The sequence below is a fragment of the Streptomyces sp. NPDC051018 genome (assembly GCF_044456085.1).
In the GTDB taxonomy this organism is placed as follows: domain Bacteria; phylum Actinomycetota; class Actinomycetes; order Streptomycetales; family Streptomycetaceae; genus Streptomyces.
Genome location: NZ_JBITFN010000017.1, coordinates 114,437 through 137,915, shown reverse-complemented (window position 1 = coordinate 137,915; position 23,479 = coordinate 114,437). Strand labels below are relative to the sequence as shown.

The 23,479-nt window shown below is 72.3% G+C and carries 12 protein-coding genes; 7 read left to right on the top strand and 5 right to left on the bottom strand.

Translation table 11 applies throughout. From position 1 onward, the window contains the following. Window positions 1-594 precede the first annotated feature (594 nt). The 4 genes from ACIBCM_RS26420 (at window position 595) to ACIBCM_RS26405 (ending at window position 7,469) form a co-directional block, all read left to right on the top strand. Window positions 595-2,628: a M4 family metallopeptidase gene (locus ACIBCM_RS26420; RefSeq protein WP_399247312.1), complete on the top strand. Its 2,034-nt coding sequence runs from the start codon at window positions 595-597 to the stop codon at window positions 2,626-2,628. Between the two features lie 169 nt (window positions 2,629-2,797). Further along, a complete protein-coding gene (locus ACIBCM_RS26415; RefSeq protein ID WP_399247310.1) occupies window positions 2,798-4,669 on the top strand; it encodes a pentapeptide repeat-containing protein in 1,872 nt (623 codons plus the stop codon). Between the two features lie 133 nt (window positions 4,670-4,802). Then, window positions 4,803-5,495 carry a response regulator gene (locus tag ACIBCM_RS26410; RefSeq protein ID WP_399247308.1) on the top strand — a complete coding sequence of 231 codons (693 nt, stop codon included), beginning with the start codon at window positions 4,803-4,805 and terminating at the stop codon, window positions 5,493-5,495. Window positions 5,496-5,879: 384 nt separating this feature from the next. Continuing rightward, window positions 5,880-7,469 carry a sensor histidine kinase gene (locus tag ACIBCM_RS26405; protein ID WP_399247306.1) on the top strand — a complete coding sequence of 530 codons (1,590 nt, stop codon included), beginning with the start codon at window positions 5,880-5,882 and terminating at the stop codon, window positions 7,467-7,469. A 163-nt stretch (window positions 7,470-7,632) separates the two neighbouring features. On the opposite strand, the gene glgP is transcribed toward ACIBCM_RS26405, so the two are convergent. From glgP to ACIBCM_RS26380, 5 genes are all read right to left on the bottom strand, one after another. Next, window positions 7,633-10,380 carry an alpha-glucan family phosphorylase gene (gene glgP, locus ACIBCM_RS26400; protein ID WP_399247304.1) on the bottom strand — a complete coding sequence of 916 codons (2,748 nt, stop codon included), beginning with the start codon at window positions 10,378-10,380 and terminating at the stop codon, window positions 7,633-7,635. 425 nt (window positions 10,381-10,805) lie between these two features. Further along, complete coding sequence (locus tag ACIBCM_RS26395) at window positions 10,806-12,374, bottom strand: FAD-dependent monooxygenase (RefSeq protein ID WP_399247302.1); 1,569 nt, start codon at window positions 12,372-12,374, stop codon at window positions 10,806-10,808. Further along, complete coding sequence (locus tag ACIBCM_RS26390) at window positions 12,371-13,522, bottom strand: monodechloroaminopyrrolnitrin synthase PrnB family protein (protein ID WP_399247300.1); 1,152 nt, start codon at window positions 13,520-13,522, stop codon at window positions 12,371-12,373. Before ACIBCM_RS26390 ends, ACIBCM_RS26395 begins: the two co-directional genes overlap by 4 nt. A gap of 590 nt (window positions 13,523-14,112) precedes the next feature. After that, window positions 14,113-15,744: a 4-hydroxyphenylacetate 3-hydroxylase N-terminal domain-containing protein gene (locus ACIBCM_RS26385; protein WP_399247297.1), complete on the bottom strand. Its 1,632-nt coding sequence runs from the start codon at window positions 15,742-15,744 to the stop codon at window positions 14,113-14,115. Window positions 15,745-15,846: 102 nt separating this feature from the next. After that, on the bottom strand, window positions 15,847-16,809 hold the full coding sequence (locus ACIBCM_RS26380; protein ID WP_399247295.1) for an AraC family transcriptional regulator: 963 nt from the start codon (window positions 16,807-16,809) through the stop codon (window positions 15,847-15,849). A gap of 116 nt (window positions 16,810-16,925) precedes the next feature. Here ACIBCM_RS26380 and ACIBCM_RS26375 point away from each other — a divergent pair, with 116 nt between their 5' ends. From ACIBCM_RS26375 to treS, 3 genes are all read left to right on the top strand, one after another. Further along, window positions 16,926-17,855, top strand: a complete 930-nt coding sequence (locus ACIBCM_RS26375) for an SDR family oxidoreductase (protein ID WP_399247293.1) — start codon at window positions 16,926-16,928, stop codon at window positions 17,853-17,855. A gap of 1,452 nt (window positions 17,856-19,307) precedes the next feature. After that, the gene (locus tag ACIBCM_RS26370; RefSeq protein ID WP_399247291.1) at window positions 19,308-21,296 is read left to right on the top strand and encodes an alpha-1,4-glucan--maltose-1-phosphate maltosyltransferase; all 1,989 of its coding nucleotides are present in this window, start codon (window positions 19,308-19,310) and stop codon (window positions 21,294-21,296) included. Next, window positions 21,293-23,029: a maltose alpha-D-glucosyltransferase gene (gene treS, locus ACIBCM_RS26365; protein ID WP_399247289.1), complete on the top strand. Its 1,737-nt coding sequence runs from the start codon at window positions 21,293-21,295 to the stop codon at window positions 23,027-23,029. Before ACIBCM_RS26370 ends, treS begins: the two co-directional genes overlap by 4 nt. The last annotated feature ends 450 nt before the right edge of the window (window positions 23,030-23,479 follow it).

Below are 23,479 nucleotides of genomic sequence, written 5' to 3'. Positions count from 1 at the left end.
CTCCGGTCCACAGTCCCCCTGCGTGCTCCCCGATACGTGCCCTCTGGTACGTGTTCACCGGTACGTGTCGGCCGGTACGTGCTCACCGGTCGCCGGCCCGGGGATGAGGCGGGGTGCGCAGAGAGGGGTATGCGGACTGGAGTGAGCGTTCCATCCAACGGATGAAGGGGGTCGGAGGCGGCGCCGGGACGCCCCTTCCGTACCTCCCGTCCCGTACGGAACACGCCACACTCCACAAAGGCGGCCCACAGGCATCGGAGCCTCCGCTCGGGTGCCGCGTCCGTCCGCGACGGGCCGCCGGAGGGGTCCGGCGGGGGGCCGCCCGGCATCCGTACAAGCGCTCGATGTCCGGGTTATACCCGCCCTTTGCCTGCTCATGACACCTTCCTGACGATCGACGAAGCGTCCGCTCACCGAACATGACGAAGCGTTGAACGAACCGCTTTTGGCCATTTCGTTGACGCGAGCCTGACAGGGGGCTTTCCGTCCTGCGACTCTTCCCCCGTTTCCGTTCCACGCCCGACCTGCTTCGCATCCTCTGTCCGGACACCGGCTTCTCGCGGTCCGGCAACCCCCCTCGCAGAAGGAGTTCGCGTGAGATCCACGCCCCGCCGGCGCACCGTCACCACCGGTGCCCTCATCGCCTCCGCGGCCCTGCTCGCCGCCGGCTTCCAGTCCGGTGTCTCCGCGGCGGCCCCGAGCGCCACGGACACCGCGGTGCCCGTGGCGAAGGCCGGGAAGGCCGACCCCGGCGCGCTGCCGCTGAGCCTGAGCCCCTCCCAGCGGGCCGAGCTGATCCGCAAGCAGTCCGCGACCACCGCGGCCACCGCGGCCGAGCTGGGCCTGTCCGGCCAGGAGAAGCTCGTCGTCCGAGATGTGGCCCAGGACCGCGACGGCACCACCCACACCCGCTACGAGCGCACCTACGCCGGCCTGCCCGTCCTCGGCGGCGACCTCGTCGTCTCCACCACCCGCACCGGAGCGAGGGAGTCGGTCAGCCGGGCGTCCAAGACCAAGCTCGCCGGTGTGGACACCACCGCCGGCCTGCCCGCCGCCACCGCCGAACAGCAGGCACTCGGACTGGCGAAGGCCGACGGCACCACCGCCGCCGACGCCCGGCGCGCCCCCCGCAAGGTCGTCTGGCTCGCCCAGGGCACCAAGCCCGTCCTCGCCTACGAGTCCGTCATCGGCGGTGTCCAGAAGGACGGCACCCCCAACGAACTCCACGTCGTCACCGACGCCGACTCGGGCAAGAAGCTCTACGAGTGGCAAGGCGTCCACACCGGCACCGGAAACACCCAGTACAGCGGGCAGGTGACGGTCGGCAGTGTCCGTTCCGGCAGCCTCTACCAGCTGACCGACGCCGGGCGCGGTGGGCACCAGACGACCAATCTGAACCGGGCGACCACCGGTGCGGGCACGGTGTTCACCGGCGCGGACGACGTGTGGGGCAACGGGAAGCCGGCCGAGCTGGAGACCGCGGGCGCGGACGCCGCGTACGGCGCGGGTCTGACCTGGGACTACTTCAAGAACGTGCACGGCCGTTCCGGAATACGCGGCGACGGCGCGGGCGCGAGCTCCCGGGTCCACTACGGCACCAACTACGTCAACGCGTTCTGGCAGGACTCCTGCTTCTGCATGACCTACGGCGACGGCGCGGGCAACCTCAAGCCCCTCACCGCCATCGACGTGGCCGCCCACGAGATGACCCACGGAGTCACCTCCGCCACCGCCAAACTCGTCTACAGCGGTGAGTCCGGCGGCCTCAACGAGGCGACGTCCGACATCTTCGCCGCCGCGGTCGAGTTCCACGGCAACAACAGCCAGGACGTCGGCGACTACCTCGTCGGCGAGAAGATCGACATCAGGGGCAACGGATCCCCGCTGCGCCACATGGACACGCCCAGCAAGGACGGGCTGTCCAAGGACTACTGGTACGCGGGCATCGGCGGTGTCGACGTCCACTACTCCTCGGGTCCGGCGAACCACTGGTTCTATCTGCTCTCCGAGGGCAGCGGTGCCAAGACCATCAACGGCGTGAACTACAACTCGGCGACCTCCGACGGTCTTCCCGTCGCGGGCATCGGCCGGGACAAGGCCGCCCTGATCTGGTACAAGGCCCTGACCACCAAGTTCAACTCGACCACCAACTACGCCGCGGCCCGCGCCGGCACCCTCGCGGTCGCCGCCGAGCTGTACGGCGCCAACAGCCTTGAGGCCAAGTCGGTGACCGACGCCTGGGCTGGCGTCAACGTCGGTCCGCGTACGACCGACCCCAACCGCCCGTCGTTCGAGAGCGCGGCCGTGATCTCCATCCCGGACAACGGCCCGCCGGTGAACTCCTCGGTCGTCGTCTCCGGCGTCCCGGGCAACGCGCCCTCCGCCCTCCAGGTCGACGTCGACATCATCCACCCCTGGCGCGGTGACCTGGTGGTCGACCTCCTGGCCCCCGACGGGACCGTGTACCCGCTGAAGCCGTTCAGCGGTTCCGACTCCGCCGACAACGTCCAGGAGACGTACTACGTCAACGCCTCCTCCGAGCCGGCCAACGGCGCCTGGAGGCTGCGGGTCCAGGACCTGGCCGCCCAGGACGAGGGCCAGATCAACAAGGTGCGGCTCACCTTCTGAACCCCCGGGCCGCCCGTACCACCGGGGCGCGTACGACCCGACCACGCACGCCCCACCGCCTGAGCACCGCACGACCACCGTGGCCGTCATGACCTGACGCCCGGTCCGCGCGCCCGGGAGGAACTCCGGTTCCTTCCGGGCGCGTCGGCGTTCATGACAGGATCGGCGCATGATCACACCGCCGCAGGCCCGGGTCGTGTGCGCGGTCACCGACTGCGGGGGAACGGGTGTCCTCGACGGGAGGTGCCCCGGGCATCTGACCGAGGACCGCCTGACGGACTGGCTGGCCACCCTCGCACCGGGGGCGGATCTCGATCTGCGGGAGTGCCGGCTGTCCGCCGAGGTGTTCCCGCGCATCCGGGCGGCCGTACGGGACGAGGACGGCGTACCGCGGATCGGGCAGTTCCAGTTCCAGGGGGGCACGGTCACGGGGCGGGCCGATCTCTCCGGAGTCCGCTTCTCGGGAAAGGTGTTCCTGGGCCGGGCCACGTTCGACGCCTTCGCCGACTTCGCGGGGGCCCGTTTCGGGGCCGATGTCCACGCTCCGTTCCTCACCGCCCCGGGCGGTATCGACCTCGGCGGTACTGAGGTCGGGGGAACCCTGTATCTGGATGACGGGACCTTCGGATACCTCAGTCTGGCGAACGGGCGGTACCACGGTCCGGTGCGGCTGCGCGGCGCGGAGATCGAGGGCGGGCTGGGCTTCTACGGGGCCACGGTGTACGCCAACGCCGACCTCTCCGCGATGCGGATCACCGAGAGACTGGACCTCGGCGGCGTGGAGTTCCGGGGGGCCCTGTTCCTCCAGGACACCTCGGTCACGGACGGTCGGCTGAACCTCTTCCGCTGCCGTGTCACCGGCCCGGCCGTCCTGGACGGTCTGCGTGTCGCCGAGGACGTGCACCTGGACGGCGCGGTCTTCAAGGCCGGTGCGCGGTTCGTCGGTGCCGATTTCGGGGGCGAGTTCTACGGTGTCGCCCGGCTGGGCACCACGGCCGACTTCACCCGCGCGGCCTTCCGCGCTCCGGCCGGGCTCTCCCTCTGCGCTCCGGAGGTCCTCTTCAAGGGCGCACGGTTCGAGGAGAAGTCGACCGTCGCACTGCGCTATGCCACGGTCGATCTGACCGACGCCGTCTTCCTCCAGCCCGTGGCCGTCACCGCGCGCTCCGCGCCCTTCGAGGGCGAGGCGGCCGACGAATCGGCGTTCGCCGCGCTGGATCCCGCCGTACGGATCCGCTCCCTGCGGGGTGTGGACGCGGCGATGCTGTCGCTCGCCCACACCGATCTTTCCGAGTGCCGGTTCGCGGGCTCCTTCCATCTGGACCAGGTGCATCTGGAGGGCAGATGGACCCTGGCGTCCTCCCCGCCCGGGCTGCGCAGGACCCGGCGGCAGGTCCTCGCCGAGGAGCGGATGTGGCGGGCGTGGCCGGGGCGTTCGGCGCGGGCGCGCGCCGGATGGGGCGAGCCCGCGCAGAATCCGGAGGACACCCCCGGGCTCGCCACCCTCACCACGGTCTACCGGCAGTTGCGCAAGGCGCGCGAGGACGCCAAGGACGAGCCCGGGGCCGCCGATCTCTACTACGGCGAGATGGAGATGCGCCGGCACAGCCACACCCGCGCGCGGGCGGAACGCTGGCTGCTGGACGCGTACTGGCTGCTGTCCGGATACGGGCTGCGCGCCTCCCGGGCGCTCGGCTGGCTGGCCCTCGCCATGGTCACCACGATCGTGCTGCTCATGGGCTTCGGGCTGCCCGACGGGACTCCCCGGCAGGAGATACGCCGGGTGGGCTCGGGCAGCGGGACGATCGCGGTCCTCGACAGGCCCTCTCCGCGTCTGACGAAGCCCTTCGCCGACCGCTTCACCGGCGAACGGTTCGACAAGGCGCTCTCGGTGACGCTGAACTCGGTCGTCTTCCGTACGAGCGGCCAGGATCTGACGACGGCGGGCGGCTATGTGGAGATGGTGTCCCGCTTCACCGAACCGGTCCTGGTGGGCCTGGCGGCGCTGGCGATCCGGGGCCGGCTGAAACGCGGAAGCTGAGATCTCCGTCCCGGGCGTCGAGGGGCCGGGCCCGGCGGGACGCCCGACGCCGATGGCCGGGGGCCCCCAAGGTGGCGCCCGGGCGGCTTCGGAGGTACCGGGCCGTCCGGTCCCGCGCTCTACCCTGGTCGGCATGACTGCATCGCCCACCGACCTGCCCGTACGTGTACTGCTCGCCGATGACGAGGCCATGATCCGCGCGGGAGTACGGGCCATCCTCGCCGGTGAGCCGGATATCGAGGTCGTCGCCGAGGCCGGTGACGGGCGGGAGGCCGTGGAGCTGGCACTCGGTCACCGGCCGGACGTCGTTCTGCTGGACATCCGGATGCCGGGGCTGGACGGGCTGGGCGCGGCGCGGGAGCTGCGGCGGGTGCTGCCGGAGGCCGCGCTCGTCATGCTGACGACGTTCTCGGAGGACGAGTACATCGCGCGGGCGCTGGACTCGGGGGTGAGCGGGTTTCTGCTGAAGTCCGGCGACCCCCGGGATCTGATCGCAGGGGTACGGGCCGTCGCGGAGGGCGCCGCGTTCCTCTCCCCGGAGGTGGCGGCGCGCGTCATCGCCCAGCTCGGCGGCGGCCGACTCTCCAGGGCCGCCGAGGCCCGTCGCAGATTGGAGCCGCTGACCGGACGGGAGAGCGAGGTCGTCGCTCTCGTCGGGGCGGGGCTGTCGAACGGGGAGATCGCGGCACGGCTCCATGTCGTGGAGGGCACGGTGAAGGCCCATGTCAGCGCGGTACTGGCGCGGCTGGGCCTGCGGAATCGGGTGGAACTGGCGATCCTCGCGCACGAGGCGGGGGTGGCGGGGCCCACGGCGGATACGCGGTAGCCCCGTTCCACGGCATGGGCTGCGCCGACGGACTGGGATCGGGCCTCCACCCGGAGGTTCTCGCCCAGTGACCGTCCCTCCTCACCAGGTCCGTCCTCAATCGCCGGACGGGCTGGAATTTGCGCACCCCGCCCCCAGCGCCTCACCGGCAGGGCAGGCCAACCCCAAGATCCAGCCCCGCCGGCGATTGAGGCGCGGGGGTTCGGGGGCCGCGCCCCCCGACAAGCAACCCCCGCCCCCAGCACCCGACCGGCCACGCCAGCACCAATAACCAGCCCCGCCGGCGATTGAGGCGCAGGGGTTCGGGGGCAGCGCCCCCGACAAGCAACCCGCACGCCCGGACGGGCTGAGAGGTCGGCGAACGACGTCCGGCATGGTGGAACCATGCGCAGAGACCACTTCCGTCGCCCCGCCCTCGCCCTCGCGCTCTGGTCGCTCATCAGCATCCCCGTCCTGCTCAAGGGCAACCCGAACGACGGCGGCTCCTGGTGGGGCCTCGCCGGAGGAATCGTGGCGCTCGGGGTCGCCACCGCGATGTGGCGGCGGCTGCCCCTGGCGGCGCTCGGGGTCGCGCTGGTGCTCAGCGCCCTGCACAGCATGGAGCTGGTCAGCCCCGCGTACGGCCCCGCGACGGCCGTCTTCGGATATCTCGCCGGGCGCCACACCCAGCACGCGCGGCCCGCGCTGTACACGTTCGCCGGGGCCGTAGCCGCCGGGCTGGTGGCGACGCTGGCCGTCGGCGACGATCTGATGGTCTGGTTCGTCCAGGCCGGCTCGCTGCTGTTCCTCGTGGTCGTGCCGTGGCTGCTGGGCCGGAACGTCCGGCAGTACGCGGAGCTGGTCCGCACGGGCTGGCAGCTCGCGGACCGGATGGAGCGCGAGCAAAGGGCCGTCGCCGACCGGGAGAGGCTGCGGGAGCGGTCCCGTATCGCCGGGGACATGCATGACTCGCTCGGCCACGATCTGTCGCTGATCGCTCTGCGGGCGGCGGCCCTGGAGGTCGACCGGGCCCTCGACGCGCGGCAGCGGACGGCGGCCCGCGAGCTGCGGCAGGCCGCGGCGGACGCGACGGCACGGCTGCGGGACATCGTCGGGGTGCTGCGGACCGGGGAGGAGGGCGCGTCGACGGTGCCCCACGACGAGACCGTACGGGCGCTGGTGGAGCGGGCGCGGGACTCCGGGGTCGCGGTGGAGCTGCGGGAGGAGGGCGCCGGGGACGGGCTGCCGGAGATGACGGGACGGGCGGTCCACCGGGTCGTCCAGGAGTCCCTGACGAACGCGGCCAAGCACGCGCCCGGCGCGGACGTCACCGTACGGATCGTACGCGGAGCGGATTCGGTGACGGCGACGGTGGGCAGCGGCCCTCCTGACCACGCGGCCGAGCCGGGGCTCGCGTCCGGCGGTACGGGGCTGGTGGGTCTCGACGAGCGGGTACGGCTCGCGGGCGGGACGCTCTCCCACGGGCTCCGGCCGGACGGCGGGTTCACCGTCACCGCCCGGCTGCCCACCGCCGCCACCGCCACGGAGGTGCCGGCGCCCGTTCCCGGGCCGCCCTGGACGTCCACGTCGCAGCGGGAACTGGTGCTGGCGAAACGGCGGGTGCGTCGCCGGCTGGTGCAGGCGGTCGTCGTACCGGTCACCGTGGTGGGGGTGCTGGCGGTGCTGATGTTCGGGTTCGATCAGTACACCCGGACCCGTACGGTTCTCGACCGAGGCGGGTACGACGGGCTCCGGGTCGGTGACACACGGGACGCCGTATCGGCCCGGCTGCCGGAGCGTTCCCTGAAGGAGCGGCCGGCGGGCGTCGACCGGGAGCCCCCGGACGCGGGCGACTGTGTGTACTACCGCGTCGAGAGGTTCAGCGACACCCCGGCGTACCGGCTCTGTTTCAAGGGCGGGCGGCTGGCGTCGAAGGCGGTCGTGGTGGACGTCGCCGACGAGGAGCACCGCGCATCCGGTGCCGCCGCCCCGTGAGGCCGGGGCGACTCGCACGCAGGGGCCCGGGCCCGGACGGGCACCGCCCGGCCGCACCCCGGACCCGGACCACCGCGCAACACCCGAACCCACCCGCCGAGAGCCCACGCGGCCCCGCCCCGGTCCGGGCTGGCGGGCGGGCATCGGGCGGAGGGCCCGGCCGCTACCGCATCAGTACGCCCGCGTCCTCGCCCGCCGTGACCGTCGGAAGCGTCACCAGACCGAGATCCGCGGTCGCGGCCAGGAGACGGTGGGCGGGCAGAACCCGGACGGTGTAGCCGAAGGGGCCGGTACGGTCGAGGGAGAGCGGCCCCTCGTACACCCGGCGGCCCTCCAGGTCCGGGCCCCCGGCCGGCTTCAGGGGAAAGGTGCGGGCGTCGGCGATCGCGTCGTCGGGGTCGACGCGGCCCGCGACCGCCTGGACCTCCACATCGTCGGGCTGGAGCGTGCCGAGGAAGACGCGGACCCGGAGCGCGAGGGTGGCGCCCAGTTCGGCGGTGGTGGCCGACTCGGCGGAGTCCGCCTGCTCCAGGGCCTCCACATGGTCGATGGCCACCTTCGGCCAGGCGGCGCGGACGCGGGCCTTCCAGGACGCGAGTTCGCGGGCGGTGGCGGGGTCGAGGGCGCGATGGGCGTGGGCGGCGGGGGTGTAGAGACGCTCCACGTACTCCCGGACCATCCGGCCCGCCAGCACCTTGGGCCCGAGCGTCGCCAGGGTGCGGCGGACCATCTCGATCCAGCGCTCGGGGAGTCCGGCCGCGCCCCGGTCGTAGAAACGCGGTGCCACCCGGTTCTCGATCAGTTCGTAGAGGGCGGCGGCCTCCAGGTCGTCCCGGCGGTCCTCGTCGGTGGCGGAGCCGTCGGCGGTGGGGATCGCCCAGCCGAAGTCCGGCTCGAACCACTCGTCCCACCAGCCGTCGAGGACGGACAGATTGAGACAGCCGTTGAGGGCGGCCTTCATTCCGCTGGTGCCGCACGCCTCCAGCGGGCGCAGCGGGTTGTTCAGCCAGACGTCGCAGCCGGGGTAGAGCTTCTGCGCCATGCCCATGCCGTAGTCGGGCAGAAAGACGATGCGGTGGCGGACGCGTGGATCGTCGGCGAACCGCACCAGTTCCTGGACGAGCCGCTTGCCGCCGTCGTCGGCGGGGTGTGCCTTGCCCGCGACGACGATCTGGACCGGGCGGGTGGGGTGCAGCAGCAGTTCCATCAGCCGGTCGCGGTCGCGCAGCATCAGGGTGAGGCGCTTGTAGGAGGGGACGCGGCGGGCGAAGCCGATGGTGAGGACGTCGGGGTCGAGCACTCCGTCGACCCAGCCCAGTTCGGCCGCGCCGGCGCCCCGCTGGCGCCAGGAGGCCCGCAGCCGCCGCCGTACCTCGGTGACGAGCTGTTCGCGCAGCTCGCGGCGGAGTTCCCAGATCTCGGCGTCGGGGATGTTCACGACCGAGGTCCACAGATCGGAGCCGCCGACGGTGAGCGCGTCCTCGGCGCGGCCCGCGCCGATCTGGCGGGCGCCGAGGCGGAAGACCTCGGGCGCGACCCAGGTGGGCGCGTGGACGCCGTTGGTGACGGAGGTGATCGGCACCTCCTCGTCGTCGAAGCCCGGCCACAGCCCGGCGAACATGCCCCGGCTGACGGCTCCGTGGAGGGTGGAGACGCCGTTGGCGCGCTGGGCGAGGCGCAGGCCCATCACGGCCATGTTGAAGACGTTCGGCTCGCCGCCGGGGTAGGTCTCCAGGCCGAGGTGGAGGATCTTCTCGACGGGGACGCCGGGCAGTTCGCCGCGCTCGCCGAAGTGACGGGCGACCAGTTCCCGGTCGAAGCGGTCGATTCCGGCCGGGACGGGGGTGTGGGTGGTGAAGACGGTCCCGGCCCGGACGGCTTCGAGGGCGGCGTCGAAGTCGAGGGGGTCGGGTCCGGTCCCCAGCTCGCGGATGCGCTCCAGGCCGAGGAAGCCCGCATGGCCCTCGTTGGTGTGGAACACCTCGGGCCCGGGGTGTCCGGTGAGCCGGCAGTACGCCCGTACCGCCCGGACTCCGCCGATGCCGAGCAGCATCTCCTGGAGGAGCCGGTGCTCGCTGCCGCCGCCGTACAGCCGGTCGGTGACATCGCGTTCGCCGGGCTCGTTCTCCTCGACGTCCGAGTCGAGCATCAGCAGCGGTACACGGCCGACCCGGGCGACCCAGATGTGGGCGCGCAGCAGGCGTCCGGCGGGGAGGGTGAGGGAGACCTGGGCGGGGGTGCCGTCGGGTTCGCGCATGAGGGCGACCGGCAGCTCGTTCGGGTCGAGGACGGGGTAGTGCTCCAGCTGCCAGCCGTCGCGGGAGAGGGACTGGCGGAAGTAGCCGTGCCGGTAGAGCAGTCCGACGCCGATCAGCGGTACGCCGAGGTCGCTGGCGGCCTTGAGATGGTCGCCGGCGAGGATGCCGAGGCCGCCGGAGTACTGCGGGAGGGCGGCGGTGACGCCGAACTCGGGAGAGAAGTAGGCGATCGCGGCGGGGAAGGACCCGTCGGAGCCGTCGGAGTGACGGGAACCGTCGGAGCCCCTGGATCCATCGGCACCGCTGGAACCGGCTGGGCCGCGGGAGCCGTCCGGAGCGCGGCGGGCGGGTGTGCTGTGGGTCTGGTACCACCTGCGGCCGTGCAGATAGTCGTCCAGATCGTCGGCGGCGGCGGTCAGTCTGCGCAGGAAGCGCCGGTCACCCGCCAGTTCGGCCAGCCGGGCGGCCGGCACGGAACCGAGCAGCCGTACGGGGTCGCCCCCGGACGCCTGCCATCCCTCGGGGTCGACGGCGCGGAAGAGTTCACGGGTCTCGGTATGCCACGACCAGCGCAGATTGCGGGCGAGGTCGCTGAGCGGTTGGAGCGGTTCGGGGAGGACGGGGCGGACGGTGAATCGACGAATGGCCTTCACGGGTTCCACCTTCGCAGGGGAGGTACGCATCCGAGGGGACCCACGGCGGTGTGCGTCCCCCGGTCACCCGACGACGTTAGCCCCACGCCTCCCGCACCGGCCACGGCGCGCGCCGGCGGCCTGGGTGCGCCGGGGCGGGGGTCGGGGCCGGTCCCGGCCGCGGGCGGTGGGCGGCCCGGACGGACACGGAACGGTGGTCCGACTGCCGGTGAACCGTCGTCCGGCAGGCGCGGAACCGGGATCCGACGCCCCCGGGAACGGGATCCGACGGCCCCGGGGAACGGGGTCGTCCGGGCCCCGGGCCGGGGGCGGGCGTACGCGGGGCCGGACGGGGAGGAGGTCGGCGGCCGGTGCGCGGGGGTAGGGCGTCCGGGGGCGCGCGCTGGGCGCTCGCCGGGGCACCGGCCCCGGCGAGCGCTTCCCGTTCACCCCCTCGGGCGTACCGCCGTGGCGTACGGAGAGCCCGAGTTGACCGACTCGGGGTCGAAGGCGCCGGCCGTGGCGTACCGGGCCGCGATCTCGGTGCGCTCGTCCGGCGGGATGACCTCGTCGATATCGGTGAAGCCGCCCGGGGCGCGCTGGTGCGCGAGGTTGATGACCACCTCGGGGCCGAGGAGGCGGTTGGCGCGCTGGAGTTCGGTCATGGCGGGGCGGCGGTCGGCCTCGTACGCGGCGAGTCCGTCGACCGGGTCGCGGTGCCGGGCCAGGGCGTGCGCGAGGGCGCGGCCGTCGACGATGGACTGGGTCGCCCCGTTGGAGCCGATGGGGTACATCGCGTGGGCGGCGTCGCCGATCAGGGTCGTACGGCCGTGGGACCAGCGCGCGAGGGGCTCACGGTCGACCATGGGGTACTCGTAGGCGCCGTCCGCGGCCCGCAGGATGTCCTCGACGACGACTCCGCCCAACTCCCAGCCCCGGTAGTGGTGGAGGAATCTCTCGACGGGGACGGCCCGGTTCCAGTCACCGCGGAAGGGCGCCGCCGGGGCGCCGGACATCTGCCCGTAGGTGTGGGAGGTACCCGTTGCCGGTGACCCGCCCCCCGGGGCCGGTGAGCCACCGGGTCTGCCGCGCCCACCGGGGGTGCCCGGCCCGTCGGCCGAAGCCGCCCTGTCCGCCGGATCCGCCGTGCCCCGCGTATCCGTCGCGCCGGGCCCACGGATGGCCCCCGCCGTACCCGGCCCGTCGGAGGCACCGGGCGCTCCCGGATATCCGGACGTCTCCGGGGAACCAGCCGCCTCCGGGGAGTCCGGCACGCCGGGGAGCGCCGCGTCGGCGGGCATCGCGAGCGCCCAGTTCACCAGCACCTCCCCCGTCGCCGGATCGGGAGCGCTCATCGGGTAGATCACGGCCTTCTGCCGGTCGTCGCCGGCGATGAACATGAAGTCGCCGATCTGCCGGGCGGGCACCCGGGAGACCCCGCGCCATACGAGCATCCCGTTCCACGGCGGCTCGCCCTCACCGGGGTTGAGACCGGCGCGGACGGCCGAGCGGATGCCGTCCGCGCCTATCAGCACATCCGGTTCGAGCGAGGCGCTGCCCCGGCGGGCGCCGTCGCGGTGCTCCAGCTGGATACGGGGGCGGCCGCCCGCGAGCTGTTCGACGGCGGTCACCCGGACCCCGCCGACGACCGAGCCGGGTCCGAGCCGTTCGCGTACGGCGTCGGCGAGTACGAGCTGGAGGTCACCACGGGCTATGGAGAGCTGGGGCCAGCGGTATCCGGCCCGGCGTCCGCGCGGCTCACGGGAGACGAGCGCGCCGCTGCGGTGGTAGTAGCGCAGCTCCCGTGTGGGCAGTCCGCGCCGCTCCAGAGCGCCGAGCAGTCCGAGCGCGTCGAGTTCGCGTACCGCGTTGGGCATGATGTTCAGCCCCGCGCCGACGGGCTGGATCTCCCGGGCCGCCTCGACGACGGTGACACGGCGGAAGCCCGCCGCGTGCAGGGCGAGGGCGGTGGTGAGCCCGGCGATTCCCCCGCCGGCGATCATGAAGTGGGTCATGGGATCGGCTCTCCGGGCGCGTCGTTGGCAGGGGCGGGGGCGCGGCGGGGTTCGACGGACCGGCGCACCAGGGTCTCGTTGTCCCGGGTGAGGTCGAGCACGGAGCGCAGCAGGGCGATCGGGGCGCCGCCGCTGCCCGTCTCGTACATCCGTACCTCCTCGCTGTACGCCTTGCGGGCGATGGTGATGTGCCGGGCGCGGAACGCCTTGAGGGTCCGCAGCACCCGGGCGAGGGAGACCGCAGAACGGGCGAGCTGCGGCGGCATCCGGTCGTCCGCCTCCCAGCTGATCGCGGCGGACAGTTTGGAGACGGCGGAGGTGCCGCCCCGGTGTGCGGCGAAGTGGGCGCGCCAGGACGGGAGGCTGTAGCAGACGGACTCGTCCAGGAAGCGGTCGTAGGCGGGGTTGCTGCGATCGCACTGCCAGAGCGTCAGATCGACCAGCCAGAGTGGTACCTGGGCGGCGGCGGGGCCGAGGTAGTCCGCGCCGGCGACGTCGATCTCCTCGAAGTAGGAGCGCATCTCGGTGGCGAAGAAGACCGGGGAGACATGGGCGACGGTGAAGTCGATGGAGTCGACCATGGCCTGGACATGGTGGGCGGTACGGTCGAGGGCGACGGCGAAGCCCGGGTCGTACGGTTCGCGGCGGGCCAGGTCGGAGCAGGCGTCGAGGGAGGCGACCAGGCCGGGGAAGACCATCCGGACCGCGTCCTGGAGGGCGGTCTCCATGGCGTCGCCGGTGTACATGCGCTGCCGGCGGCCCAGGGGGTTCCAGGTGGTGTAGTGGTGCACGGTGTCGCGCGGCACCATGTCGGTGAGCCGGCCGAGACGCAGCAGTACGGGCAGGACCTCGGGGACGGCGACGACGGGCTGGACCCCGTGCTTCTTCAGTGAGCCGAGGAGGATCCCCAGATCGCGCATGGCGGCGAGGGCGTCGACGACGCCGAATCCGGCGAGTCGCTCCGGTCGGGGCAGCAGGGCGCGCAGCGCCCGGGTGAGCGCGGGGACGTCGGCGGCGGTGTTCATGGCGGGCACGGTGGCGAGCAGGGCGTCGGCCCCGAGCGGATCGGCCGCGCGTATCTCGGCTATGCGGTAGCGCGGGTCACCGCGCTGTATGAGACCGGGTGTGACCAGGTCGTACATGGTCATCGTGGACCCCCCTCGGACGCGTCGAGAAATCGGTTGGACGGGTGGGTTGCGCGGTTGCTGATTGACGGACGGCCCCCCGAGCCGCCCCGGCGCGTGTGCTGCGCCGCACGCCGTGCATGCACCATCACCCCGGAGCGCCGCCTACCGGTCCGGGCGTACCGTTCCGGAGCCGGCGGCGGGGCCGGGTAAGAGCGCGGGGCAGAAGAGAAAGGGGCCGCGCACGGCCGCCGTCCCGGGTACCTCGGTGGCCCCGGGATCCGGGCCGGGCGCGGCAACGGCGGTACGGGTACCGGGACGGGTCCCGATGGCGGAGGCGGTACCGGTGGCTCTGGCGCCGACTCTGGCTCTGGCTCTGGCGGCCACCGTGGGGGTGAGCGTGACCTGCGGCAGGGCCGCCCCGATGGGGAGGCCGGGCGGGAAGACGGTCGAGAAAAAGGTTCCTTCGGCGGTGAGCGCGAAGGCCGGCCGGGTCGGCCCGCCGCCGAGCGGGGCGCGTACGGCCCCGGGCCGGGAGGTGACGGCCGTTCCGGGTGGGGGGACCGCGTTCCGGGCGCGGGTGGGGGCGCGCCCGGGGGCTCTCGGGCCCGTGGTCACTGGAAGGTCCCTCGGGTGCGCGTGGGGGCGCCGTCCGGGTCGTAGCCGTCGAGGCAGGCCGTCGCCAGGCGTTCGCATTTCTGTGCGCCGCCGTGCCAGTCCTGCGTATCGCCGTGCCAGTCCTGCGTGTCGCCGTGCCAGTTCCGGGCCGCGCCGTGCCAGTCCTGCGCGGCAGGACCGTCCGCCCAGTTCCTCATCGCGGCACCGCCCGGCCGGGTACGCGTGGCCGCACCGCCCGCCCGGTTCCTCACGGCGGCGGGGCCCGGCCGGTTCCGTACGGCCGGATGGACGTACGGAACGCCGTGGCAGAACCGCTCGTCCCGCTCGTGGCGCGCGGCGAACTCCGACCCCAGCGCTTCCCGCGCCAGTTTCAGCAGCTTCATCCGGTCCTTCGCGCGGGTACCGGGCGTCCCCGGACCGTCCCCCGCCCCCGGGACCGGGTACAGCAGTTCCTCCGCGGACTCGGGGAGCCGGCGGTCGGAGCCGCCCGCGAGCCGCCTGACCTCCTGGACCGCGCGCGGATACAGCTCACCGGCCATACCGCGCTGGGCGCAGGAGATCTCCGTACCGGGCATGACTCCGCCGCAGCCGCCGTCGACGTGCTCCCAGGACGCCTCCGCCGCCAGGACGAACGCCTTCGCCTGGGCGACCATCCCCAGCAGCCGCCCCACCGACCGGCTGACGGCGGGCAGTTCACGGGTGCCGCTGGAGCGGGTGAGCAGGATGGCGACGCCGGTGAGGAACTCCAGTCTGGTCCAGAAGCGGGTGGCCGCCTGGTGGACGAAGTTGAGATACGCGGGCGTCCCCCACCACATCGCGGCGGTGGCCTCCACGTTCCGGTAGGTCAGTACGCGCTCCCACGGCACGAAGACGTCCTCGCAGACGAGCAGCGAGTCGTTCTCGTCGAAGCGGGAGGAGAGCGGGTCGTCGAAGACTCCCCCGGACCGTGCCTCGTACGACATCCGCGAAACGAGTTTCAGCCCGGGTGTGTCGAGGGGCAGCGAGAAACACAGAGCGTGATCGGCATCGCGGGGCGCGAGTGGTTCCGTGGTGCCGACGATCACCTCGTCCGCGAAGACGGCGCCCGTGCCGATCGTCTTAACGCCCCGCACCACGATCCCGCCGTCGCACTCCTTGACGGCCCGGACGGCGGGGTCGCCGTCCCCGGTGCCCGTGTCGGTGCCGGGCCCCGGATCGCCGGTGGTGAAGGCGCAGTAGAGGTCCTCTTCGGCGAGTCCGCGGTGGTACGCGAGAACGTTGTCGGCGCCGTCGAAGGTGTCGGTGGTGAACAGCCGGGGAAGCGCGGCGAAGCCCGCCGTACCGCCCGCCGCGCAGTCGGGCGTACGGCCGAGGAAGCCGAAGCCGGCCTCGGCCCACACCTTGTACGCCTCCCGGCGTGCGACCAGGTCGGCGTGCGTGCGGGGGACGACATAGGCCCGGTGGACACCGTCCGCGGTGAGGAGGTCGCTGTGCTCGGAGTCATGGGCCAGGTCGTACAGCCGCGCGATGGAGGACGCGGTGTTGCGGAAGGCCGGATGACCGGTCACGTCCTCGACGCGCTCACCGTCCAGCCACACCTCGCGCCCGTCACGCAGCGCATCGAGGTATTTCCGACCAGACCTGATCAACGTTTCTCCTCAAACGGACGTCCCCCGACAAAGCCGAGCCTCGCTCCCGTTACGGACACGAGGCAATGAACGACCGTCCAGCGGTGATTAAGAACCGGCCAGTCATGCAGCTGAGGGACGTCCTGCCCGATACTCCCCGGGAGTCATCCCGTACCACTTCCTGAACGCCAGATGAAATCCGACCGAACTCTGGTAGCCGACGCGCTGGGGTACGGCGGACTGCGGGAGCGAGGTCTCGCCGAGCAGCCGGGCCGCCTCCTGCATCCGCCGCCCGGCGAGATGGCGCGCGGGCGCCTCGCCGACCAGCTCGCGGAAGGCCGCGGTGAAGGCGGAACGGGACATGCCGACCTCCCTGGCGAGTGCCTCGATCGTCCAGGGCTCCGCGAACCGGGTGGCGATGATCACCATCGCCTTGCTGATCCCGGGGTGCCGCAGCACGGGCAGTGTCGAGGGGTTGTCCGCCAACTCGCGCAGCAGCGGACGCAGGGCCAGGACGAGCGCCATCTCGAAGGCACGGAGCGTGACGAGCCGGTCACCCGGACCCACGGGGCGGTCGGTGGTGGCGAGGAGCCTCAGCGTGTCGCGCAGCAGGGGCTCCTTGTCGACCTGGGAGCAGTCGAGGACCAGGGCCCAGGGCAGGGCCTGGTAGAGGCCCGTGGCGGCGGACGCGTCGTAGTGCAGACCCGCGCACAGCAGCCGGCTCACCGGTCCGTCGCCCTCGATCCGGATCTCCCCGGAGGTGCCGGGCTCCCGCTCGGGAAGCATCGTGCCGAGCGCGACACCGCCCCGGCGCTCGGGGTGGTCCGACAGCCGGTGGCCATGCCCGGTGGGGAAAACCGCCAGGTCACCGGTGTGCAGCTGGATCGGGGAGCGGCCTTGTGCGGTGACCCAACAGCCGCCTTGGGTGATGAAGTGGAGAACGGCGCAGTCTTCCCCCTCGCCCTCGATGGCCCAGGGGGCACGGACGTGCCAGCGGCTGTCGAACACCCCGGTGAGGCGCAGGGGTTTCAGCAGCTCGCTGAGGAGGTCGTCGCCTTCGGTCGCAGCAGTCTCAAGGGAGTCCATGGACGATCCTTCAACCTCCGACCCAGTTTGTTAATTGATCGGCCGAAGCCGCCGCCGCCAGCCTGGAAGGGCCGTACAGGCAACGAAGACACCCTATCGAAGGGCACATCAGACTCATGTCCGATCACATTCCGATGAGCGTGGCCGTCGTGGGGGCGACGGGCTTCCAGGGTGGTGCCGCGGCACGGCTGCTCGTCGAGCGCGGGCATGAGGTCCGGGCGCTCAGCCGCAGGCCCGAGGCGGACCGGCCGGAGCTGCCCGGGGTCACCTTCGACGTCGGTGACCTGGGTCGATACGAGGACGTACGGCGGCTGTTCGAGGGCGCGACCCATGCGGCCGTCGTGATGCCGCTGGTGTATCAGGCGGAGAAGGTCATGCGTTACGCGCAGCACATCGCCGAGGCGGCGCGTGAGTCCGGGGTACGGCGGCTCGTCTACAACACCAATACGCGGATCCCGGACCGGACCACCAATGTCGTCGCCTTCGAGACCCGCCGGCTGGCGGAGACGGTACTCCGGGAGAGTCTGGCGCGGAGCGGGGTGGAGCTGGTGGTCGTCCGGCCGACGGTCTATCTGGACAATTTGTTCAGTCCGTGGAACGGTCCGGCCCTGCTGCACGAAGGCGTCCTCGCCTATCCGCTGCCCGCCGACGCGCCGACCGCGTGGATCTCGCACGCCGACCTCGCGGAGTCGGTCTACGCCGCGCTCACCGTGGACGGCATCGGGGGCCGGGTCTTCGGCATCGGCGGCTCGCGGACGGTGACGGGGCCGGAGCTGGCGGAGTGCTTCGCCGAGGGCCTCGGGCGTCCGGTGCGGTACGTACCGCTGGAGCCGTCGGTGTACGAGCAGGGGCTGACGCAGTTCCTGGGCGCGGAGTCTGCGTCCGGGGTCTCCGGGGTCTACCACTACATGGCGAGCGGCCTGGAGCCGGACCTGTTGGCGGGCGACGACGGGGACTCCGCGGTCACGCTCTCGGTGAAGCCCGCGTCCGTGCAGGAGTGGGTGGCGAGGCAGCCGTGGCGGATGTGGGCGGAGGCGGACGCGTGAGCCTGGTTCCGACGGGGGTCCGCCCGGGCGAGCCGAGCTGGGAACTCCTCCCCCGCGGGCCGTTCTCACCGGGGTGACGGACCCCGGGGCCCCTGCGCCTCAAACGCCGGCGGGGCTGGTGGATGACGCGCCGCGCCCCGGGGACGCGGGGGGCCTCCCCCGGCGGGCCCGCCGAACACCGCACCCCACAGCATCCGGGTGCTTGCGCCTCAAACGCCGGCGAGGCTGGTGGGTGGCCACCCGATGCGAGGCTGGCGGGCCAGCGCCCCGAACCCCGGGACCCCGGGCTCCAGCCGGCAGGCCGGCCGAGCACCGCACCCCACAGCGTCCACGCCCCTGCGCCTCAAACGCCGGCGGGGCCAGTGGGTGGCCAACCGCGCTTCGGGCACTCGGGTTCACCGGGCTTCGGGCGCCTCAATCCCCAGCGTGGGGGCACATTGACGGCGTCCGCCCTCCCGACGACCCCCGGGGCTCCGCCCCGGACCCCGCGCCTCAAACGCCGGCGAGGCTGATGAGTAGCCTCCCACGCCCCGGGACGTGGGAGGCCTCCCCCGGCGGACCCGCCGGGCACCGCGACCCACAACCACGGGGTGCTTGCGCCTCAAACGCCGGCGAGGCTGGGTTGACCACCCGATGCGAGGCGGGTGGACGACGCCCCGGACCCCCGAACACGAGGGCCCTCCCCTGCCGGGCCCGCCGAGCACCGCACCCCACAACCACCACGCCCCTGCGCCTCAAACGCCGGCGGGGCTAGTGGGTGGCCACCCGATGCGAGGCGGGTGGGTGGCGACACGCACCTCCCGGTTGCGCGGGGCCACCTCGCCCGCGGCTGAGCCGACCTCTCTCGGGGAAGCGGGGACCACCCCTACCAGCCCCGCCGGCGATTGAGGCGCGGGGCCCGGGGCAGAGCCCCGGCAGGAAACCCCCGCCACGGAGACGGCAACCCCAAGCGCCCCCAAACCCACGGACGGGCCATAGTCAGCCCCGCCGGCGATTGAGGCGCGGGGTCCGGGGCAGAGCCCCGGCAGGAAACGCCCGCCACCGAGACGGCAACCCCAAGCGCCCGCACCACGGGGCCCAAAACCGAGGGCGCCCCGATCGCACCCCCGTGCCACCTTGTGCGCCCCCGGTCGGGGGGCGATAGGAAGCGGGACACCGGGTTGCCCTCCCTGCGGACGCGGGAAGGCTCAACCGGTGCGCGTACCCGAGCGACCGGTGCGCATCGCGTGAGCGTCGTGGCTTGCGCCGGGCACGACCCCTGGCAGACCCCCTCACCGACCGTCATCCGCCCAGTTCTTTCCGCCCACCGAGTGAACGCGGACAGGAGCGGCCATGCCCTCAGCACATCACTCGCCGACCGAGCAGTTACAAATACCAGGAAAGTTCAACAAAAACGGTAAAACATCACATACATCTCAACCTGCCCTGCCCGCACAGCCCTCAGGTGAGCCCATGATCGGTCGCATTCCCGTCCTGGACGTCCGTCCCCACGTCGACTGCGGGAGGAGGCCCGCAAAAGCGGTGGTCGGCGAGACCTTCGAGGTCAGCGCCACCGTCTTCCGCGAGGGGCATGACGCCGTCGCCGCGAACGTCGTCCTGCGCGACCCGGGCGGCCACCCCGGCCCCTGGACTCCCATGCGGGAGCTGGCTCCCGGCACGGACCGGTGGGGTGCCGAGATCGCACCGGACGCCGAGGGGCGGTGGACCTACGCGGTGGAGGCGTGGAGCGACCCGGTCGCCACCTGGCTCCACCAGGCGGAGATCAAGATCCCGGCCGGCATCGACACCGCCCTCGTCCTGGAGGAGGGCGCGAGGCTGTACGAGCGCGCGGCCGACTCCGTACCCAAGAACGACGGCAGGGAGGCCGTACTCGCCGTCGCGGACGCGCTGCGCGACCAGAGCCTGTCCCCCGGGGCCCGGCTCGCCGAGGCGCTGACCGCCGAGGTCTCGGCCGTGCTCGGCCGCCATCCGCTGCGTGAACTGGTCACGGCATCCCGTCCGTTGCCGCTGCTCGTGGAGCGCCGCCGCGCCCTGTACGGCTCCTGGTACGAGCTGTTCCCGCGCTCCGAGGGCGCGGTCGTGGAGGAGGGCCGGCCCCCCGTCTCCGGCACGTTCCGCACCGCCGCCGAGCGGCTGCCCGCCGTCGCCGCGATGGGCTTCGACGTGGTCTATCTGCCACCGGTGCACCCCATCGGCACCACCCACCGCAAGGGCCCCGGCAACAGCCTCACCCCGGGCCCCGACGACGTCGGGGTGCCCTGGGCCATCGGCTCCCCCGACGGCGGGCACGACGCCCTCCACCCCGCGCTCGGCGGCTTCGAGGACTTCGCCCACTTCGTGGAGACGGCCCGCTCCCTGCGGATGGAGGTCGCCCTGGACTTCGCGCTCCAGTGCTCACCGGACCACCCCTGGGTGACCGAGCACCCCGAGTGGTTCAGCCGCCGCGCCGACGGGACCATCGCGTACGCCGAGAACCCGCCGAAGAAGTACCAGGACATCTATCCGATCGCGTTCGACCAGGACATGGGCGGACTGGTCCGGGAGACCCTGCGGGTACTGCGCTTCTGGATCGGCCACGGTGTACGGATCTTCCGCGTGGACAACCCCCACACCAAGCCCGTCGTCTTCTGGGAGCAGGTGATCGCGGACATCGGCCGCACCGATCCGGATGTGATCTTCCTGGCCGAGGCGTTCACCCGGCCGGCGATGATGCGCGCCCTGGCGGCGGTCGGCTTCCAGCAGTCGTACACCTATTTCACCTGGCGCAACAGCAAGCGGGAGCTGACGGAGTATCTGACCGAGCTGGCCGGTGAGACCGCTTCGTACATGCGTCCCAACTTCTTCGTGAACACCCCGGACATCCTGCACGCCTATCTCCAGCGGGGCGGCCGTCCCGCGTTCGAGGTACGGGCCGTGCTGGCGGCGACCCTCTCCCCGTCCTGGGGCGTGTACGCGGGCTTCGAACTGTGCGAGAACACGGCGGCGGGCGAGGGCAGCGAGGAGTATCTGCACTCCGAGAAGTACCAGTTGCGCCCCCGCGACTGGGAGTCCGCCGAGCGCGAGGGCCGCACCATCGCCCCGCTGATCACCGCGCTCAACCGGATCCGCCGGCACAACCCCGCACTCCAGCAGCTGCGGAACATCCACTTCCACCACACCGACAACGACGCGGTGATCGCGTACTCGAAACGTTCCGGCTCGAACACGGTTCTTGTGGTCGCCAACCTCGACCCCCACCACACCCAGGAGGCGACGGTCTCGTTGGACATGCCGCGACTCGGCCACGCGTGGCACGAGACCGCCCCGGTGCGCGATCAGCTCACCGGCGAGACCTATCACTGGGGCAGAGCCGCCTATGTGCGCCTAGAGCCGGGCCTTACGCCCGCGCACATCGTCGTTCTGCGACCGTCCCCGCCGATCGGAGGGTCACCCACATCATGATCGTCAACGAGCCCGTCCACGACCTGTTCGAGGACACCCCCGCGAAGGACCGCGATCCCGACTGGTTCAAGCGGGCCGTCTTCTACGAAGTCCTGGTGCGGTCCTTCCAGGACAGCAACGGAGACGGCGTCGGCGACCTCAAGGGCATCACCGCCAAGCTCGACTACCTCCAGTGGCTGGGGGTCGACTGCCTCTGGCTGCCACCGTTCTTCAAGTCCCCGCTGCGGGACGGCGGTTACGACGTGGCCGACTACACCTCCGTACTGCCGGAGTTCGGTGATCTCGCCGACTTCGTGGAATTCGTCGACGCGGCGCACCAGCGCGGTATGCGGGTCGTCATCGACTTCGTCATGAATCACACGAGTGATCAGCACGAGTGGTTCCAGCAGTCCCGCAGCAACCCCGACGGGCCGTACGGCGACTACTACGTCTGGGCCGACGACGACAAGCAGTTCCCGGACGCGCGGATCATCTTCGTCGACACCGAGACGTCCAACTGGACCTTCGACCCGGTGCGCAAGCAGTACTACTGGCACCGGTTCTTCTCGCACCAGCCCGACCTCAACTACGACAACCCGGCCGTGCAGGAGGAGATCGTCTCCGCGCTGCGCTTCTGGCTGGACCTGGGCATCGACGGCTTCCGGCTGGACGCGGTGCCGTATCTGTACCAGGAGGAGGGCACCAACTGCGAGAACCTCCCGCGCACCCACTCCTTCCTCAAGCGGGTCCGCAAGGAGATCGACGCGCACTACCCCGACACCGTGCTCCTCGCCGAGGCCAACCAGTGGCCCGAGGACGTCGTCGACTACTTCGGCGACTACGCCGCGGGCGGCGACGAGTGCCATATGGCGTTCCATTTCCCGGTGATGCCGCGGATCTTCATGGCCGTACGGCGTGAGTCCCGCTACCCGGTCTCGGAAATCCTCGCCAAGACCCCCGCGATCCCCACGAGCTGCCAGTGGGGCATCTTCCTGCGCAACCACGACGAGCTGACCCTCGAAATGGTCACGGACGAAGAGCGCGACTACATGTACGCGGAGTACGCCAAGGACCCGCGGATGCGGGCCAACATCGGCATCCGCCGGCGGCTCGCCCCGCTGCTGGACAACGACCGCAACCAGATCGAGTTGTTCACCGCGCTGCTGCTCTCCCTGCCCGGCTCGCCGATCCTGTACTACGGCGACGAGATCGGCATGGGTGACAACATCTGGCTCGGCGACCGGGACGCGGTACGGACGCCGATGCAGTGGACCCCCGACCGGAACGCGGGATTCTCCTCCTGCGACCCCGGGCGGCTCTATCTGCCGACCATCATGGATCCGGTCTACGGCTACCAGGTCACCAATGTCGAGGCGTCGATGAGCAGCCCGTCGTCGCTGCTGCACTGGACCCGGCGGATGATCGAGATCCGTAAGCAGAATCCTGCCTTCGGACTGGGTTCCTACACCGAACTGGCGTCCACCAACCCGGCGGTGCTGGCGTTCACCCGGGAGTACAAGGACGATCTGGTGCTCTGCGTCCACAACTTCTCGCGGTTCGCCCAGCCCACCGAGCTGGATCTGCGGGAGTTCACCGGGCGGCGGCCGGTCGAACTGATCGGCGGGGTGCGGTTCCCGGCGGTGGGGCAGTGGCCGTATCTGCTGACCCTGGCCGGTCACGGCTTCTACTGGTTCCGCCTGCGGAAGGACCCGGCGGCGGCTCCGGGCGCCGCCGCGGTGGCCCCGCCGGTCTGACGCCACGCCGTGCCCCGTGGGGAGCCGCCCGCACCCCACGGCCGGCTTCCGGGGGCCGGCCCTTCCTCCGGCCCCCTCCCCCGGGGCCCCTTCCCCCGGGCCTCGTGCCTCGGGCCCGTATCGCCGGCAGGTCCGGTTCCGCGCCCCGGACGCAGGGGGCCGGTTCCGCGCTGCCCCGGCCCCGCGCCCCGGACACGGGTGAGGCCGGTTCGCGCCCGGGGGCAGGGCCCGGCCTTCCGTGCGCGGGCCCCGGGCGCCCGGCTCCACCATGGGCGCCGGGTCCGCACCGGTCGCGGCGGCTCGCCGCCAGGGCCCACCGGCCACCCCGGCCCAGGGGCGGCGGAGGAGGGCGGGGCCGGGCGACCGCGCCGTGGCGCGTGGCGCACACGGAGTTCCCGCGGCCCGCGTTCGACGCCCGGCGGTTCGGCGACGCCCGGTTCGATGCGCGAG

Bases quoted from the DNA above. Each gene is read 5' to 3' on its own strand.
- ACIBCM_RS26390 (WP_399247300.1), bottom strand. From the start codon at position 13,522: ATGACCATGTACGACCTGGTCACACCCGGTCTCATACAGCGCGGTGAC.
- ACIBCM_RS26370 (WP_399247291.1), top strand. From the start codon at position 19,308: ATGATCGGTCGCATTCCCGTCCTGGACGTCCGTCCCCACGTCGACTGC.
- ACIBCM_RS26410 (WP_399247308.1), top strand. From the start codon at position 4,803: ATGACTGCATCGCCCACCGACCTGCCCGTACGTGTACTGCTCGCCGAT.
- ACIBCM_RS26375 (WP_399247293.1), top strand. From the start codon at position 16,926: ATGTCCGATCACATTCCGATGAGCGTGGCCGTCGTGGGGGCGACGGGC.
- ACIBCM_RS26415 (WP_399247310.1), top strand. From the start codon at position 2,798: ATGATCACACCGCCGCAGGCCCGGGTCGTGTGCGCGGTCACCGACTGC.
- ACIBCM_RS26395 (WP_399247302.1), bottom strand. From the start codon at position 12,374: ATGACCCACTTCATGATCGCCGGCGGGGGAATCGCCGGGCTCACCACC.
- ACIBCM_RS26380 (WP_399247295.1), bottom strand. From the start codon at position 16,809: ATGGACTCCCTTGAGACTGCTGCGACCGAAGGCGACGACCTCCTCAGC.
- treS (WP_399247289.1), top strand. From the start codon at position 21,293: ATGATCGTCAACGAGCCCGTCCACGACCTGTTCGAGGACACCCCCGCG.
- ACIBCM_RS26405 (WP_399247306.1), top strand. From the start codon at position 5,880: ATGCGCAGAGACCACTTCCGTCGCCCCGCCCTCGCCCTCGCGCTCTGG.